This is a genomic window from Streptomyces sp. NPDC001787, from assembly GCF_040297465.1.
GTDB lineage: Bacteria > Actinomycetota > Actinomycetes > Streptomycetales > Streptomycetaceae > Streptomyces.
This window is the reverse complement of the sequence record NZ_JBEOZE010000011.1, coordinates 72,990-87,759: the sequence shown is the minus strand read 5'-3', so window position 1 is coordinate 87,759 and position 14,770 is coordinate 72,990. Positions and strand designations below refer to the sequence as shown.

Annotated in this window: 12 protein-coding genes; 6 read left to right on the top strand and 6 right to left on the bottom strand. The window is 71.9% G+C overall.

What is annotated here, in order from left to right:
- Positions 1 to 358 precede the first annotated feature (358 nt).
- Complete coding sequence (locus tag ABT170_RS17665; RefSeq protein WP_502970531.1) at positions 359 to 2,053, top strand: chitinase; 1,695 nt, start codon at positions 359 to 361, stop codon at positions 2,051 to 2,053.
- A gap of 150 nt (positions 2,054 to 2,203) precedes the next feature.
- On the opposite strand, the gene ABT170_RS17660 is transcribed toward ABT170_RS17665, so the two are convergent.
- From ABT170_RS17660 to ABT170_RS17645, 4 genes are all read right to left on the bottom strand, one after another.
- Entirely contained in the window at positions 2,204 to 3,679 is a 1,476-nt protein-coding gene (locus ABT170_RS17660) for a GntP family permease (protein WP_329946344.1), read from the bottom strand.
- A gap of 122 nt (positions 3,680 to 3,801) precedes the next feature.
- Entirely contained in the window at positions 3,802 to 4,212 is a 411-nt protein-coding gene (locus ABT170_RS17655; RefSeq protein ID WP_329946345.1) for a RidA family protein, read from the bottom strand.
- 6 nt (positions 4,213 to 4,218) lie between these two features.
- Positions 4,219 to 4,977, bottom strand: coding sequence for an IclR family transcriptional regulator (locus ABT170_RS17650; RefSeq protein ID WP_329946346.1), 759 nt, complete (start codon positions 4,975 to 4,977; stop codon positions 4,219 to 4,221).
- Complete coding sequence (locus ABT170_RS17645; RefSeq protein WP_351868295.1) at positions 4,974 to 6,083, bottom strand: sugar kinase; 1,110 nt, start codon at positions 6,081 to 6,083, stop codon at positions 4,974 to 4,976. The genes ABT170_RS17650 and ABT170_RS17645 overlap by 4 nt, the downstream gene beginning before the upstream one ends.
- A 138-nt stretch (positions 6,084 to 6,221) precedes the next feature.
- Between ABT170_RS17645 and ABT170_RS17640 the strand changes: the two genes are divergently transcribed.
- Positions 6,222 to 7,514, top strand: coding sequence for an alanine racemase (locus ABT170_RS17640; RefSeq protein ID WP_351868293.1), 1,293 nt, complete (start codon positions 6,222 to 6,224; stop codon positions 7,512 to 7,514).
- A gap of 17 nt (positions 7,515 to 7,531) precedes the next feature.
- The gene (locus ABT170_RS17635) at positions 7,532 to 9,166 is read left to right on the top strand and encodes an N-acyl-D-amino-acid deacylase family protein (protein ID WP_351868290.1); all 1,635 of its coding nucleotides are present in this window, start codon (positions 7,532 to 7,534) and stop codon (positions 9,164 to 9,166) included.
- Positions 9,167 to 9,197: 31 nt separating this feature from the next.
- Here the strand turns inward: ABT170_RS17635 and ABT170_RS17630 are convergent, their stop codons facing one another.
- Positions 9,198 to 10,046, bottom strand: a complete 849-nt coding sequence (locus ABT170_RS17630; protein WP_351868287.1) for a siderophore-interacting protein — start codon at positions 10,044 to 10,046, stop codon at positions 9,198 to 9,200.
- 82 nt (positions 10,047 to 10,128) lie between these two features.
- Here ABT170_RS17630 and ABT170_RS17625 point away from each other — a divergent pair, with 82 nt between their 5' ends.
- Positions 10,129 to 10,977: a TetR/AcrR family transcriptional regulator C-terminal domain-containing protein gene (locus tag ABT170_RS17625; RefSeq protein WP_351868284.1), complete on the top strand. Its 849-nt coding sequence runs from the start codon at positions 10,129 to 10,131 to the stop codon at positions 10,975 to 10,977.
- 51 nt (positions 10,978 to 11,028) lie between these two features.
- On the opposite strand, the gene ABT170_RS17620 is transcribed toward ABT170_RS17625, so the two are convergent.
- Positions 11,029 to 11,907 carry a S1 family peptidase gene (locus ABT170_RS17620; RefSeq protein ID WP_329946352.1) on the bottom strand — a complete coding sequence of 293 codons (879 nt, stop codon included), beginning with the start codon at positions 11,905 to 11,907 and terminating at the stop codon, positions 11,029 to 11,031.
- 427 nt (positions 11,908 to 12,334) lie between these two features.
- On the opposite strand from ABT170_RS17620, the gene ABT170_RS17615 reads away from it, so the two are divergent.
- Both ABT170_RS17615 and ABT170_RS17610 read left to right on the top strand, forming a co-directional pair.
- On the top strand, positions 12,335 to 13,147 hold the full coding sequence (locus tag ABT170_RS17615; RefSeq protein ID WP_329946353.1) for an arylamine N-acetyltransferase family protein: 813 nt from the start codon (positions 12,335 to 12,337) through the stop codon (positions 13,145 to 13,147).
- A 377-nt stretch (positions 13,148 to 13,524) separates the two neighbouring features.
- Positions 13,525 to 14,736 (top strand): pyridoxal phosphate-dependent aminotransferase, encoded by a 1,212-nt coding sequence (locus tag ABT170_RS17610; RefSeq protein ID WP_329946354.1) that lies wholly within the window; start codon positions 13,525 to 13,527, stop codon positions 14,734 to 14,736.
- Positions 14,737 to 14,770: the final 34 nt, after the last annotated feature.

Below are 14,770 nucleotides of genomic sequence, written 5' to 3'. Positions count from 1 at the left end.
CGAAGATCTCGCGCGAAGTCACCCACCAGGGGACCACAAGGTGGCCGCGGCGACATCTTCCCGTAAAGAAACGGCTGCCGGAGGGCCCTCCGGGGCCCTTCCGGAGGAGGCGTCGAACACCCGTCCGGGGCACCCATCACTGCCAGAGGTCTTGACAACTTGATTGGTCTGGACCAGTTTATCCGCCAGCGGTGGCCACCGTTCTTCGGCTCCACATCCCCCGTACACCTCTGCGTACGTCCGGCACGTCCCGCACCCCCTGCACGACCCCCCGTACGACCCCGCCGGTATCCCCGTCACGCACCCCCCAACTCCCCCGGAGGCAACAGTGGAACGCTCCGCAGGCAGCAGGCGCAGAATGCGTCACGTCCGGCCCGTCCTCGGCGGTGCCATGGCCGTCGTCGCGGCCGGAGCCCTGACCGTCACCGGTCTCGTCAGCAGCGCCCAGGCGGCCGACGTCAACGTCGCCAAGAACGCCGGGTTCGAGTCCGGACTCGCCAACTGGACCTGTTCCGGAGGCAGCGGCGCCGCCGTCTCCTCCCCCGTGCGCAGCGGTACTTCGGCGCTCAGGGCCACCCCGGCCGGCCAGGACAACGCCAGGTGCGCGCAGACCGTGGCCGTGAAGCCCAACTCGACGTACACGCTCAGCTCCTGGGTCCAGGGCGGTTACGCCTACCTCGGCGCGAGCGGCACCGGCACCACGGACGTCGCCACCTGGTCGCCGGGCTCCACGGCCTGGACCCAGCTCTCCACCAGCTTCAAGACCGGCGCCTCCACCACCTCGGTCACCGTGTACACCCACGGCTGGTACGGCCAGGCGTCCTACCTCGTCGACGACATCTCGGTGACCGGCCCCGACGGCGGCGGCAACGGCCCCGGCCCGTCGATCCCCGGCGCGCCCGCCGGTCTCGCCGCCGGTACGACGACGACGTCCTCGGTGGCCCTCTCCTGGAACGCCGTCTCCGGCGCCACCGGTTACACCGTCTACAAGGACGGCGCCAGGGCCACCGCGGTCACCGGGACCTCGGCCACGGTGAGCGGCCTGGCCGCCGACACCGCGTACCAGTTCTCGGTGAGCGCCACCAACGAGGCAGGCGAGTCGGTCAAGTCCGCCGCGGTCAGCGCCCGTACGGCGAAGGAGAACACCGGGCCCGGCCCGGGGACCTCGGTGCCGAAGCACGCGGTGACGGGCTACTGGCAGAACTTCAACAACGGCGCCGCCGTCCAGAAGCTCAGTGACGTCCCCGCCAACTACGACATCATCGCGGTGTCCTTCGCCGACGCCACGGCGACGCCGGGTGCCGTCACCTTCAACCTGGACAGCGCCGGGCTGAACGGCTACACCGTCGACCAGTTCAAGGCCGACATCAAGGCCAAGCAGGCCGCCGGGAAGAACGTCATCATCTCGGTCGGCGGCGAGAAGGGCTCCGTCTCGGTCAACAGCGACGCCTCCGCCACGGCCTTCGCGAACTCCGTCCACGCGCTCATCCAGGAGTACGGCTTCAACGGGGTCGACATCGACCTGGAGAACGGCCTCAACTCCACCTACATGACGAAGGCGCTGCGCTCGCTGTCCTCGAAGGTGGGCTCCGGTCTCGTCATCACGATGGCGCCGCAGACCATCGACATGCAGTCGACGTCCGGTGAGTACTTCAAGACGGCACTGAACATCAAGGACATCCTGACCGTCGTCAACATGCAGTACTACAACAGCGGTTCGATGCTGGGCTGCGACGGCAAGGTCTACTCGCAGGGCTCGGTGGACTTCCTCACCGCGCTCGCCTGCATCCAGCTGGAGGGCGGTCTCGACGCCTCGCAGGTCGGCCTCGGGGCCCCCGCCTCCACCCGCGGCGCGGGCAGCGGCTATGTCGCCCCGTCCGTCGTGAACGCCGCCCTGGACTGCCTGACCAAGGGCACCAGCTGCGGTTCCTTCAAGCCGGCCAGGACCTACCCGGCCCTGCGCGGCGCGATGACCTGGTCGACGAACTGGGACGCCACGGCGGGCAACGCCTGGTCGAACGCGGTCGGCCCGCACGTCCACGGCCTGCCGTAACCCTCCGCGGGCCCGAGCGACACCCCTGACCAGCAGCGCCGCCGCTCCCCCGGCGGCGCTGCTGCGTGTTCCGGCCCGGACACGGGCGGCCCGAAACCGGCCCGGACACGGGCGCGGCTCCGGCCCGGACCCGGACCCGGACGGGAAGAGCTAGATCACCAGGCTGAGCAGTGCCGCGACCACGAACCCCGCCACCGACAGGACCGTCTCCAGGACCGTCCAGGACTTCAGGGTGTCGCGCTCCGGGATGCCGAAGTACTTCGAGACCATCCAGAAGCCGCCGTCGTTGACGTGCGAGGCGAAGATCGATCCGGCGGAGATCGCCATGATGATCAGCGCGAGGTGCGCCTGGGACATGTCCTGGCCCTCGACCAGCGGGACGACGATGCCCGCGGTGGTGACGATGGCGACCGTGGCCGAGCCCTGGGCGACGCGCAGCACCACGGAGATGAGCCAGGCGAGCAGGATGACCGGCAGGCCGACGTCGTTGAAGGTGTCGGCGAGGGCGTCCGCGATGCCGCTGCCCTTGAGCACGGCGCCGAAGATGCCGCCCGCGCCGACCACCAGCAGGATGTTGCCGACCGGCTTGAGCGAGGACGTGGAGACCGATTCCAGGGACTTGCGGGACCAGCCGCGCCGGATGCCCAGCAGGTAGTAGGCGAGGAGCAGCGCGATCGTCAGGGCCACGAACGGGTTGCCGAAGAACTCGATGACCGAGCGGGGTGTGGAGGGGTCCAGCGCGATGGAGGAGAACGTCGCGGCGAGGATCAGGAGCAGCGGGGTCCCGATGATCGCGAGCACCGTGCCGAGGGCGACGGGGGCCTCGTGCGGAGTGACCCCGGCGGCCCGCTGTTCGGCGACGACGGCGGCCCTGGCCTCCTCGGCGGCCTCGACCATGTCCTGCGGGACCTCGACGAAGATCCGCTTGCCGATCCAGGCGGAGTAGCCCCACGCGGCGAGCACGGAGGGGATGCCGACGACGGCGCCCATCAGGATGACCCAGCCCAGGGACACGTGGAAGAGTCCGGCGGCGGCCACCGGTCCGGGGTGCGGCGGCAGGAACGCGTGGGTCATCGACAGGCCCGCGAGCAGCGGCATCGCGTACAGCAGGATCGATTTGCCGGAGCGCTTGGCGGCGGCGTACACGATCGGGGCGAGGACGAAGATGCCGACGTCGAAGAAGACCGGGATGCCGAAGATGAGGCCGGTGAGGCCCATGGCGAGCGGGGCCCGCTTCTCGCCGAAGAGGTTCAGCAGACGGGTGCTCAGCACCTCCGCGCCGCCGGAGACCTCCAGGATCGCGCCGAGCATCGTGCCGAGTCCGATGATGATCGCGACATGGCCGAGGATGCCGCCCATGCCCGATTCGATGACGGAGACCGCGGCGGACTTCTGGACGGTTCCGAAGAGTTCGGTCACGGAGAGACCGGCGCCGAGGCCGACGGCTATGGAGACGGCGAGCAGCGCGACGAACGGCTGGAGCCTGACCTTGATGATCAGGAAGAGGAGAAGGGCGATGCCGAGGGCGGCGACGGTCAGCAGTCCGGCGGTGCCGTCGATCAGGAGGAGGAGTCCACCGGTGTGGGGTGGCGTCCCGGCCGGCGGTGGGGTGGCGGCGAGCGGCATGGTGACTCCGTGGGGGGCGAGGGGCAGTTCCGGGCAGGGGGGAGCGCGGCACGGCGCCCCCGTGGTGCGGGGCGCCGTGCCGGACGGGTCGCTGGAGCGGTACCGCGGGTGGGGCGAGCCGGTCAGCCGAGGACCGCGAGCGCGTCGATCTCGATGAGCAGGCCCTTGGGGAGGCCGACGTAGACCGTCGTACGGGCCGAGGCGGGGGCCGCGAGGCCCTGCTCCTCGAAGTACGCGTTGTAGATCTCGTTCATCTCGGCGAAGTGGGCGACGTCGGTGAGGTAGACGCGCATCATCATCACGTCGTCCCAGGTGGCGCCGCCCTCTTCGAGGATCGCCTTGACGTTGGCGAAGGTCTGAAGGGTCTGCTCGCGCAGCGTCGGGCCGACGACGGTGGCGGGCTCACCGGCCACGGCGGGCAGGAAGCCGACCTGGCCGGCGACCTGGAGGATGTTGCCCTTCTTCACACCGTGCGAGAACTTCGCGGGCGGGGCGGCGTGGGTGCTGGGCGTGAGGGAGATCTTCTCGGTCATGACTGATCAGGCTTTCTTGAGTGGGGTGGTGCCGGAGTACTCCCGGCTGATCGCGTCGGCGGTGCGGCGCACCAGCGGGAGCAGGGTGAGGAGTTCCTCGGCGGTGACGACCACGTTGGGGGCCGAGACCGACATCGCGGCGACGACCCGGCCGTCCGCGCCGCGGATCGGGGCCCCGATGCAGTTGATGGACTCCTCGTGGCCGCCGAGGTCGGTGGCCCAGCCCTGTTCGCGTACGACGGCGAGCTCCTTGAGGAACGCGCCGGCGCTGGGGACGGAACGGGACGTGTACATGGGGTAGTCGAGCGTCTCGGCGACCGCCCGCCGCTCGGCCTCGGTCAGGTCGGCGAGCAGCAGTTTGGCGACCGCGGCGACGGTGATCGCGACGGGTTTGCCGATCCGTGAGTACATCCGGACCGGGTAGCGGCTCTCGACCTTGTCGATGTAGAGGACCTCGTTCTCCTCGTACACGGCGAGGTGGACGGTGTGTCCGCACCGGTCGTTGAGTTCGACGAGGTGGGGGTGGGCGATCTCGCGTACGTCGAGGTTCTCGACGGCTTCCTGGGCGAGCGCGAAGAGACGGGCGCCGAGGCGGTAGCGCTGGTCCTGCTGGCGGTAGACGAGTCCGTGCTCGTGGAGCGTACGGAGCAGGCGCAGCGCCGTGGACTTGTGGACGCCGAGCCGCTCGGCGACCTGGCCGAGGTCGGCGGGCCCCTGGGCGAGCAGCGGCAGGATGCTCAGCGCCCGGTCGACGGTCTGGCTCATGTCGTACGTACCTCCTGGTCGTCCCCCGTCCACCCGGGGCCGAGACGAAGTCTCCCCCAGGCGTCGTCGTCGAGGGCGGCGAGGCGGTCGGCGCGCTCGCGCGGCGGCGGGTCGGTGAGGTCGCCGGGGACGGTGAGGACGGCGGCGGCCATCAGATGGCCGTGCCGGACGCGGTCGCGGACGGACAGGCCGCGCAGGGTGGCGGAGAGGAAACCGGCGGCGAAGGCGTCGCCCGCTCCGACCGGGGCGACGACGTCGACATGGAGCGCCGGCACGTCGGTGACGGTGTCGGTCGCCGCCGCGGCGGCGGTGTCGGCGCAGGGTCCGGGGCGGGGGCCGAGGTGGGCGCCCGGCCGGGGTGAGGAGTAGACCGTGGCCCCCTCGGCGCCGCGCTTGACGACGAGCAGCGCGGGCTCGGGCAGGGCCGCGCGGATCGCGTCCGCGCCCTTGAGCCCCCAGGCCTCGTCCGCCTCGTCCTCCCCGACGAAGACCAGGTCGGCGCGGCGGGCGAGGTCGAGCAGGACGTCGGGTCCCGCCTCGCTGCCGCGCCACAGGCCGGGCCGGTGGTTCACGTCGAAGGAGATCAGCGGGCGGCCGGACCGGGGTGCGGTCAGTTCGTGGAGCAGGGCCAGACAGTCCGCGGAGAGCGCGGCCGTGATGCCGGACAGGTGCAGGAAGCGGCCGGCGGACAGCGTCTCGTGGGGGACGTTGTGGGGGGACATCGCGGAGGCGGCGGAGCCTGCCCGGTAGTACGCCACCTCGTGGGTGTCGGTGGCCCGGTCCGTGGCGGTGCGGAAGTAGACGCCGGTGGGGCGGTCCGGGTCGCGGCGGACGGCGGAGGTGTCGACCCCGTACGCGGCGATGGCGTCGACGAGGTGGTCGCCGAAGCCGTCGGCCCCGACCCGGCTGACCCACGCCACCCGGTGCCCGGCGGCGGCGAGCGCGCAGGCGACGTTGGACTCGGCTCCGCCGATGCCGCGGCCGAAGGAGGGGACGTCGGCGAGGCGGCCGGGCCGTGAGGGCCGGAACGTCACCATGGACTCACCGAGACACACCACGTCGGTCGTCGCGGCGGCGCTGGTCGTCCCTGCTGCGGGTCCGGGCACTCTGGGGCTCCTCGATGATCGGGCGTGCGGCACCGGCTCTCACCATTGACCCGGCATCGGCTCGGATGTTAGACAGCATCGAGCGATATGCGCAATGGGTGTTGCATATGGTGCAACGAACACTTCGAGGAGTTTGCCTTGGCAGCCGACCGCCCCGCCCTCCACACCGTGTCCGGCCTCGCCGAGGAGCGTGTCGACCACCGGTTCAAGTCGCTGCCGCCCGACGCCGACGGACTGAGTGTCGGCGCCCTGGCCGCCGAGCGCCGCAACCTCTTCACGGGCGGTTTCACCACCCCGGTGCTCGCGCTGTCCGCCGAGTCGGTCGAGCACAACCTCGCGCTGCTGGAGACGTACGCCGAGCGCCACGGCCTTCTGTTCGCCCCGCACGGCAAGACGTCGATGTCGCCGCGGCTCTTCGCCGACCAGCTGGAGCGCGGCGCCTGGGGCATCACGGCTGCCGTCCCGCACCAGGCGCGGGTCTACCGGGCGTACGGCATCCAACGGATCTTCCTGGCCAACGAGGTCGTCGACGCGGTGGCGCTGCGCTGGCTGGCCGGTGAGCTGGCGGCCGACCCGGAGTTCCGCTTCATCTGCTACGTGGACTCGGTGCGCGGCGTCGAGCTGATGGACGAGGCCCTGCGCGAGGCGGGGGCCGGCCGTCCGGTCGATGTCGTCGTGGAGCTGGGCGCGGGCGAGGGCGCGCGCACCGGCGCCCGGAGCGACGCGGACTGCGCGGCGGTCGCGGACGCGGTGGCCGCCGCCGGGACCCTGCGCCTGGTGGGCGTCGCCGGGTACGAGGGCGAGGTCCCGGGCGCGACCCCGGAGCGCGTACAGGAGTGGCTGCGGCGCCTCGTGGCGCTGGCGGCCGGCTTCGAGGCGGAGGGGCGCTTCGCCGGCTGCGAGGAGATCGTGATCAGCGCGGGCGGCAGTGCCTGGTTCGACACGGTGGCGGAGGTGTTCGCCGGGATCCCCGCGCTGAGCCTGCCCGTACTGAAGCTGCTGCGCTCGGGCGCCTATGTCTCGCACGACGACGGCCACTACAAGCGCCTCACCCCCTTCAACCGGGTCCCCGAGGAGGGCACGCTCCAGCCCGCCTTCCGGCTCTGGGCCCAGGTGGTGTCCCGCCCGACCGGCGAGCAGGCCTTCCTCAACGCGGGCAAGCGCGACGCGGCGTACGACCTCGACCTCCCCGAGGCGCAGGTCGTCCGCTCCGGCCGGGACGGCTCGGTGCGGCCCGCGACGGGACTCACGGTCACCGGCCTCTCCGACCAGCACACCTGGGTGCGCACGGAGCCGGGCGCGGAGCTGGAGGTGGGCGACTGGGTCGGCATGGGCCTGTCGCACCCGTGCACCAGCTTCGACAAGTGGCAGCTGATTCCGCTGGTCACGGCGGACGGCACGGTCACGGACTACATCCGCACCTTCTTCTGAGCAGAGGCGACACCCCCATGGACCTGGTCATCCGCGACGCGCTGGTCGTCGACGGCACCGCCGCCCCCGCCCGCCGCGCCGATGTCGCCGTCGACGGCGGACGGATCGCCGAGATCCACGCCGAGGGCACCCCCGGCCCCCGGCCCACCGCCACCCGCGTCCTGGACGCCGGCGGCCTCGCCCTCTCCCCCGGCTTCATCGACATGCACGCCCACAGCGATCTGGCGCTGCTGCGGGACCCGGACCACAGCGCGAAGGCGGCGCAGGGCGTCACCCTCGAAGTCCTCGGCCAGGACGGTCTGTCGTACGCCCCGGCCGACGACCGCACGCTGGCGGAGGTGCGCCGTTCCATCAGCGGATGGAACGGCGGTGCCCCCGAGGACACGGACATCGACTTCGACTGGCGCACGGTCGGCGGCTATCTGGACCGGCTCGACGCGAACTTCGGCGGCCGGGGCATCGCGGTCAACGCCGCCTATCTCGTCCCGCAGGGCACGGTCCGGATGTACGCGGTCGGCTGGGACGACCGCCCCGCCACCGACGCCGAGCTGGACCGGATGAAGGAACTCGTCGCCCAGGGCATGGCCGAGGGCGCGGTCGGCATGTCCTCGGGGCTGACGTACACCCCCGGGATGTACGCGGACGACGCCGAACTCACCGAGCTGTGCCGGGTGGTGGCCCGCCACGGCGGCTACTACTGCCCGCACCACCGCAGTTACGGCGCGGGCGCGCTGGAGGCGTACGAGGAGATGGTGCGGCTCACCCGTACCGCGGGCTGCTCCCTCCATCTCGCCCACGCCACCATGAACTTCGGCGTGAACAGGGGCAGGGCGCCCGAGCTGCTGGCCCTGCTCGACGAGGCCCTGGACGCGGGCGCCGACATCTCCCTCGACACCTACCCGTACACCCCCGGCTGCACGACGCTCGTCGCGATGCTGCCGAGCTGGGCGGGCGAGGGCGGCCCGGAGTCCGTCCTGACCCGGCTCGCGGACCCGGCGACGGCGGAGAGGATACGTCACCACCTGGAGGTACTGGGCTCGGACGGCTGCCACGGGGTGCCGATCGAGTGGGACACCATCGAGATCTCCGGCGTCGGCGTGCCGGAGCTGGCCGGCCATGTCGGCCGTACGGTGGCCGAGTCCGCCCGGCTGCGCGGCGAGACCCCCTGGGCCACCGCCCACCGGCTGCTGGTGGAGGACCGGCTCGGCACGACGATCCTCCAGCACGTCGGCCACGAGGAGAACGTCCGGCAGATCATGCGCCACCGGGTGCACACCGGCGGCAGCGACGGCATCCTCCAGGGCGACAAGCCGCATCCGCGCGCCTACGGCACGTTCCCGCAGTACCTCGGCCGGTACGTGCGGGAGCTGGGCATCCTGTCGCTGGAGGAGTGCGTCGCCCATCTGACGTCCCGTCCGGCCGCCCGGCTGCGGCTGGCGGACCGGGGCCTCATCCACGAGGGCTACCGCGCCGACCTGGTGCTGTTCGACCCGGGGACGGTGGCGGCGGGGTCGACGTTCGAGAAGCCCCGTACGTTGCCGGTGGGCATCCCGCACGTCCTGATCGACGGCCGCTTCGTCATCGAGGACGGCCGGCGGACCTCGGTGCTGGCGGGGCGCTCGGTGCGGAGCACGGACGGCGCACGGCCCTGAGGGACGGGCGCTGAGGGACGGGCACGGCGGCTCAGGCGCCCGAGCCGCCGGCCCGCTCCCGCGCCCAGGCCAGGTCCTCCTCGGTCGGGGCGTCGTCCTGGGTGAGCCTGCGCCGCCAGTAGCCGCTGAACTCGACCGCCTCCTTGGGAAGCTGCCGCTCCTCGACCAGATGGCGCCGCAGCTCCCGGACCGCCCCGGCCTCCCCCGCGAGCCAGGCCGCGCCCGCCCCGTCACCGGGAAGCCGCGCCGCGCGGACCGCCCGGAGCAGCGAACCGCCCCGGTCCCGGTGCACCCAGCGCACCTCCGACCCGGCGGCGGGCGCGAGGTCCTGCTCCTCGGCCGCGTCCGCGACCTCGACGTACGCCAGCGCCCGTGTCCCGTCCGGCAGGGCTTCGAGCAGGGTGGCCATCGCCGGGAGCGCCGTCTCGTCACCGGCGAGCAGCAGCCAGTCCGAGGCGGGCAGCGGGCGGGCGTACGCCGCCGAGGGCCCGACCATGCCGAGCACGTCCCCGGGGCGGGCGGCCGAACCCCACCGGGCGGCCGGTCCGTCGTCGCCGTGGAGCACGAAGTCGACCGCCATCGCGTTGCGTGCGCGGTCGTAGGAGCGGACGGTGAAGCCGCGCATCCAGGGGCGTTCGTCCTCGGGGATCGCCAGATACGCCTCGTACCACCGCATCCCGTAGGTGTCGTCCCCGTCCTGGCTCGGCAGGACGGGGACCCGCTGCCCCGCACGCGGCAGGCAGAGCTTCATCTGCTGGTCGGGGCGCTCGGCCATGATGTCCGGCAGGCCGTCCCCGGTGAAGGTGACGCGCGCCGTCCGGGGGGTGATCCGCCGGACGTCCATGACCGTTACGTATGTGACCGGCAGCGCCTGACTCATCGGGCGAGCCCCTCTCCCACTGATACCTTACGGGGTAAAGAATTACCCGGACGAAGTTACTTTACGGCGTAAGGAGTCGCAAGTGGTGGTCTTTGCCGGACAGGGTGACGCCCGCCGCTCCCTCTCCCTGCTCTGGCGCGGGGACGCCCAGGCCCGGCCGCACGGCGGACCGGGCCCCAAACCCCGGCTGAGCGTGGACGCGATCGTCTCCGCCGCCGTCGCGGTCGCCGACGAGGAGGGCATGGCCGCCCTCTCGATGCGCGCGGTGGGCGAGCGGCTGGGCCGGACGGCGATGGCGCTCTACACCTACGTCCCCGGCAAGAGCGAGCTGCTGGACCTGATGTACGACGCGGTGCACGCCGAACTCCCCTCGCACTACCCGGAACAGGCCCCCTGGCGCACCTCGCTCACCGCCTGGGCGCAGGACCTGCTGGAGTTCTACGTCCGCCACCCCTGGGTGCTCCAGGTCTCCCAGGCCCGCCCGGTGCTCGGCCCGCACGAGTACGCGGGCCTGGACACGCTCGTCCGGCTGCTCCGCGGGACCGGACTCGACGCGCGGCTCCTGCGCCGGCTGGTGGGGACCCTGTTCCACTTCGTGCGCGGGGCGGCGGGGACGGTCGCCGACTCCCGGCAGGCCGCGGCGGCGACCGGCAGCCCGGACGAGGAGTGGTGGGCCGCCCGCGCGGCGGTGCTCGGCGAGATGGTCCCGGACTTCGCGGACCGCTTCCCCGCCGTGAGCCGGCTGGAGCGCGAGGGGACGCCGGAACCGCACATGGCCGACGGCCCGGTGCCGTACCCGGAGCGGGAGGCGCGCGAGACGTTCCGGGTGGGGCTCGGGGTGCTGCTGGACGGCATCGGCGCGTCGGTCACCGCGCACCGGGGGCGGCACCCGGAGCCCGGGGAACACGGCACGGGCGCCGTGCGGGCCTGAGTTCCCGGCCCGCGCGGCGCCCGCGTGGTGACCCTGCGACGCGTACGGAAACTACGGCTTGGGCAGGGCGCAGCCGGCCCGGTTCAGGTCGATCTTGTTGCCGGTGCCGATGCAGGGGACCATGTTGTACGTCTGCTGGGCGTAGTTGATGCCCTCACGGACGGTCACATTGCCGCTCTCGTCAACCTCGCACGGGTTGTTGTCCGTGCACTCCTGTCCGTCCTCATTGCCGGTGTTGTTGACGGCGACCACCTTGCCCGTGGCGTTGTCGACCACCGGGGAGCCCGACGTACCGCCGATGGTCCTGCAGGCGGAGGTGTAGCGGACCGAGTCCTTCCAGGTCCACGCACCCTCCTTGAGGCGGTAGGCGAAGCCGTCGACGTTGCAGCTGTACGTGCGCTTCCAGTAGCCGGAGACGACGGTGATGGCGGATCCGGCCGCCGGGTGGGCGGTTTCGAGCTCCAGCGCCTTGATGCCGTAGCTGCTCTCGATCTGGGCGTAGGTGCTGGTGAGCTGGTACAGCGAGACGTCCGTGTCGGTCATCGTGCCGTAGGCGATCTTGCTGGCCCGCAGGGTGCCGACTCCGCTGCCCGCGGCGTTGAGCAGCGTGAACGAACGGCTGGACGGCTGGTTGAGCACGACCTCGCCGGGGCCCGGGAAGCCGGACTCCATGCAGTGCCCGTTGGAGAGCACGAGGGCGGGGTCGGTGGACTGCGAACCGGGCGCGCGGACGACGGAGCCGGAACAGTTGCTCAGCGCGACGGTCCCGGCGAAGTTGACCGCCTTGGCCTTGGCCGTGGCATGGGCGTCGCCCGCGGCCTTCGCTCCGGTCCCGGCCCCGGACGGGGCCGGGGACGCGGCGGTGGCGGGCGCGACCCCCGCTCCCAGGAGCAGGACAGCGAGGAACGCACCGACGAGAGGCTTCTTCATGTGGGGGGTCCCCTCCAGTGGTGTCAGTAGCCGGAGATCTTCCGACATTTGACATGCGCATGCTGGCGCACATGCGGGGACGCCACAAGGGGCGAATTCAAGCCACCCATTGGCCGGTCGGGGGCGCACCGGTCGCCGTGTTCAGCACGGGGACACCGCGCGCGGCCGTCGGCCGCGGCCCGGACTCGACGCCGCCCCGGCGGACGCGGGCCCGGCCCCGTGCACCTGGCGGACCCGGCGCCCCCTTCAGCGAGACGGCACGTCCGCTCCTTGAGCGCCCACGGGATCAGCGCCTTCCACGTGCCGCCGATCACAAGCGCCCTGCCGGGCGACGGGTGACGGGTGACGGGTGACGGGTGACGGGTGACGGGTGACGGGTGACGGTCATGATGACCCGGTGCCGCCCCCGGCTGCGTACGGTCGGCGTATGACACTCGACCTCGACGCGTACTTCGCCCGCATCGGCTGGAGCGGTGAGCCGGGCCCCACCGCGGAGGTGCTGCGCTCCGTGCACCGCGCCCACATGCTGGGCATCCCGTTCGAGAACCTGGAACCGGTCCTCGGGTCCGCGCCCTCCCTGGCACTCGCCGATCTGGAGGCCAAGCTCGTCCTCGGTGACCGCGGCGGATACTGCTACGAGCACAACACGCTCTTCTCCGCCGTTCTGAGGCAGCTCGGATTCACCGTGACACCGCTCGCCGCCCGGGTGGTGCTGGGGGCCGCCCCCGGAGACATCCGGCCCCGTACGCACATGCTGATGCGGGTGGATGTACCGGGCGGGGACACCCCCTACCTGGCCGATGTCGGCTTCGGCGCGGTCAGCGCGCTGCTGGAGCCGATCCCGATGGTGGCGGGCGCGGAGCTGTTCGACACCCCGCGCCACCACGGTCTCGTCCACACCCCGCACCACGGGCCGCTCGACCTGTGGGAACTGCGGACGGAGAAGGGCGGCGCCTGGGAGCCGCAGTACGTCTTCACGCTGGAGCCGTTCGAGGCCCCGGACTTCGAAGTGATCAACTGGCACATCGCGACCAGCCCGCGCTCGCCGTTCCAGCGGGCCGTGTACGCCCAGCGCACCCGGCCGGGTTCCCATCTGGCCCTGTCGGGGCGCGATCTGATCGAGACGGCCGACGACGGCACGGTGCGGGAGCGCGTGCTGGCGGACTCGGCCGAGGTGCTCCAGGTCCTGCGGGACGACTTCGGCATCCGCCTCCCGGAGGGCACCCGCCTGCCGGAGTGAGGCGGGAGGCCGGGCCGGCGATCCGGGGGGCCGAAGCAGGCCGGGCCGGGGGCGACCCAAGGGGCCGGGCGCGGCAGCCGGCCACGGGACCGGGCCGGGGCGAGGGGCCGCCAAGGGACCGGGCGCGCGGGGGGCCGGCCACGGGACCGGAGTCACCTCGGAGTCGCCCTGCCTCCCTCCACGTGGCCCATCTCACCCGCCCTCCCTCCCCGCGCCCGCATTCCAAGCCGCGGCGGCGTCCCCGCCAGGGTTCCCACGGCGCGGGACGGGGGGACACATTCCGTTGGAAGCCGGGGCGTGCCGGTCTCCCGGCCGGGAGGCGCGACGGACGGGCAATCTCCGCGCACCCCGCGAAACACGGTCGTAAGCTCGCGGACATGCAGGTCATCCAGTCCACGAAGCTCGCCAACGTCTGTTACGAAATCCGGGGCCCCGTGCTGGAGGAGGCGATGCGGCTGGAAGCGGCCGGTCAGCGCATCCTCAAGCTCAACACCGGCAACCCTGCCGCGTTCGGGTTCGAATGCCCGCCCGAGATCCTCGAAGACATACTGCGCAACCTCTCCGGGGCGCACGGCTACGGCGACGCGAAGGGCCTGCTGTCCGCGCGCCGCGCGGTGGTGCAGCACTACCAGACCAAGGGCATCGACCTCGACGTCGAGGACATCTACCTCGGCAACGGCGTCTCCGAGCTGATCCAGATGTCGATGCAGGCGCTGCTCGACGACGGTGACGAGGTGCTCGTACCGGCTCCGGACTATCCGCTGTGGACCGCCTCGGTCTCGCTGGCGGGCGGGACCGCCGTGCACTACCGCTGCGACGAGCAGTCCGACTGGATGCCCGACCTCGCCGACATCGAGCGGAGGATCACCGACCGCACCAAGGCCCTGGTGATCATCAACCCGAACAACCCGACCGGCGCGGTGTACGACGACGAGATGCTGCGCGGGCTGACGGAGATCGCCCGGCGGCACCAACTGGTCGTCTGCTCCGACGAGATCTACGACCGCATCCTGTACGACGGCGCGACCCACACCCCGACCGCCTCGATCGCCCCCGATCTGATGGTGCTGACCTTCAACGGTCTCTCCAAGAACTACCGGGTGGCCGGCTACCGCTCCGGCTGGCTGGCCGTCTGCGGCCCGAAGGCCCACGCCGCCTCGTACATCGAGGGGCTGACGATCCTCGCCAACATGCGGCTGTGCGCCAATATGCCCTCGCAGCACGCGGTGGCCACCGCGCTCGGCGGACGGCAGTCGATCAACGATCTGGTGCTGCCCGGCGGGCGCATCCTGGAACAGCGCGACGTGGCGTACGACCTGCTGACGTCGATCCCCGGGGTGACCTGCGTGAAGCCGAAGGGGGCGCTGTATCTCTTCCCCCGGCTCGACCCCAAGGTCTACAAGATCAAGGACGACCGGCAGATGGTTCTCGACCTGCTGCGGGCCGAGAAGATCATGGTGGTGCACGGGACGGGGTTCAACTGGCCGGAGCCCGATCACTTCCGGGTGGTGACCCTGCCCTCGGTCGAGGATCTGACCGATGCCGTCACGCGGATCGGCAGCTTCCTGGACGGTTACGGACAGCCGTAACGCGACCACTCTCGGATCGCGCATAATTTTAGAC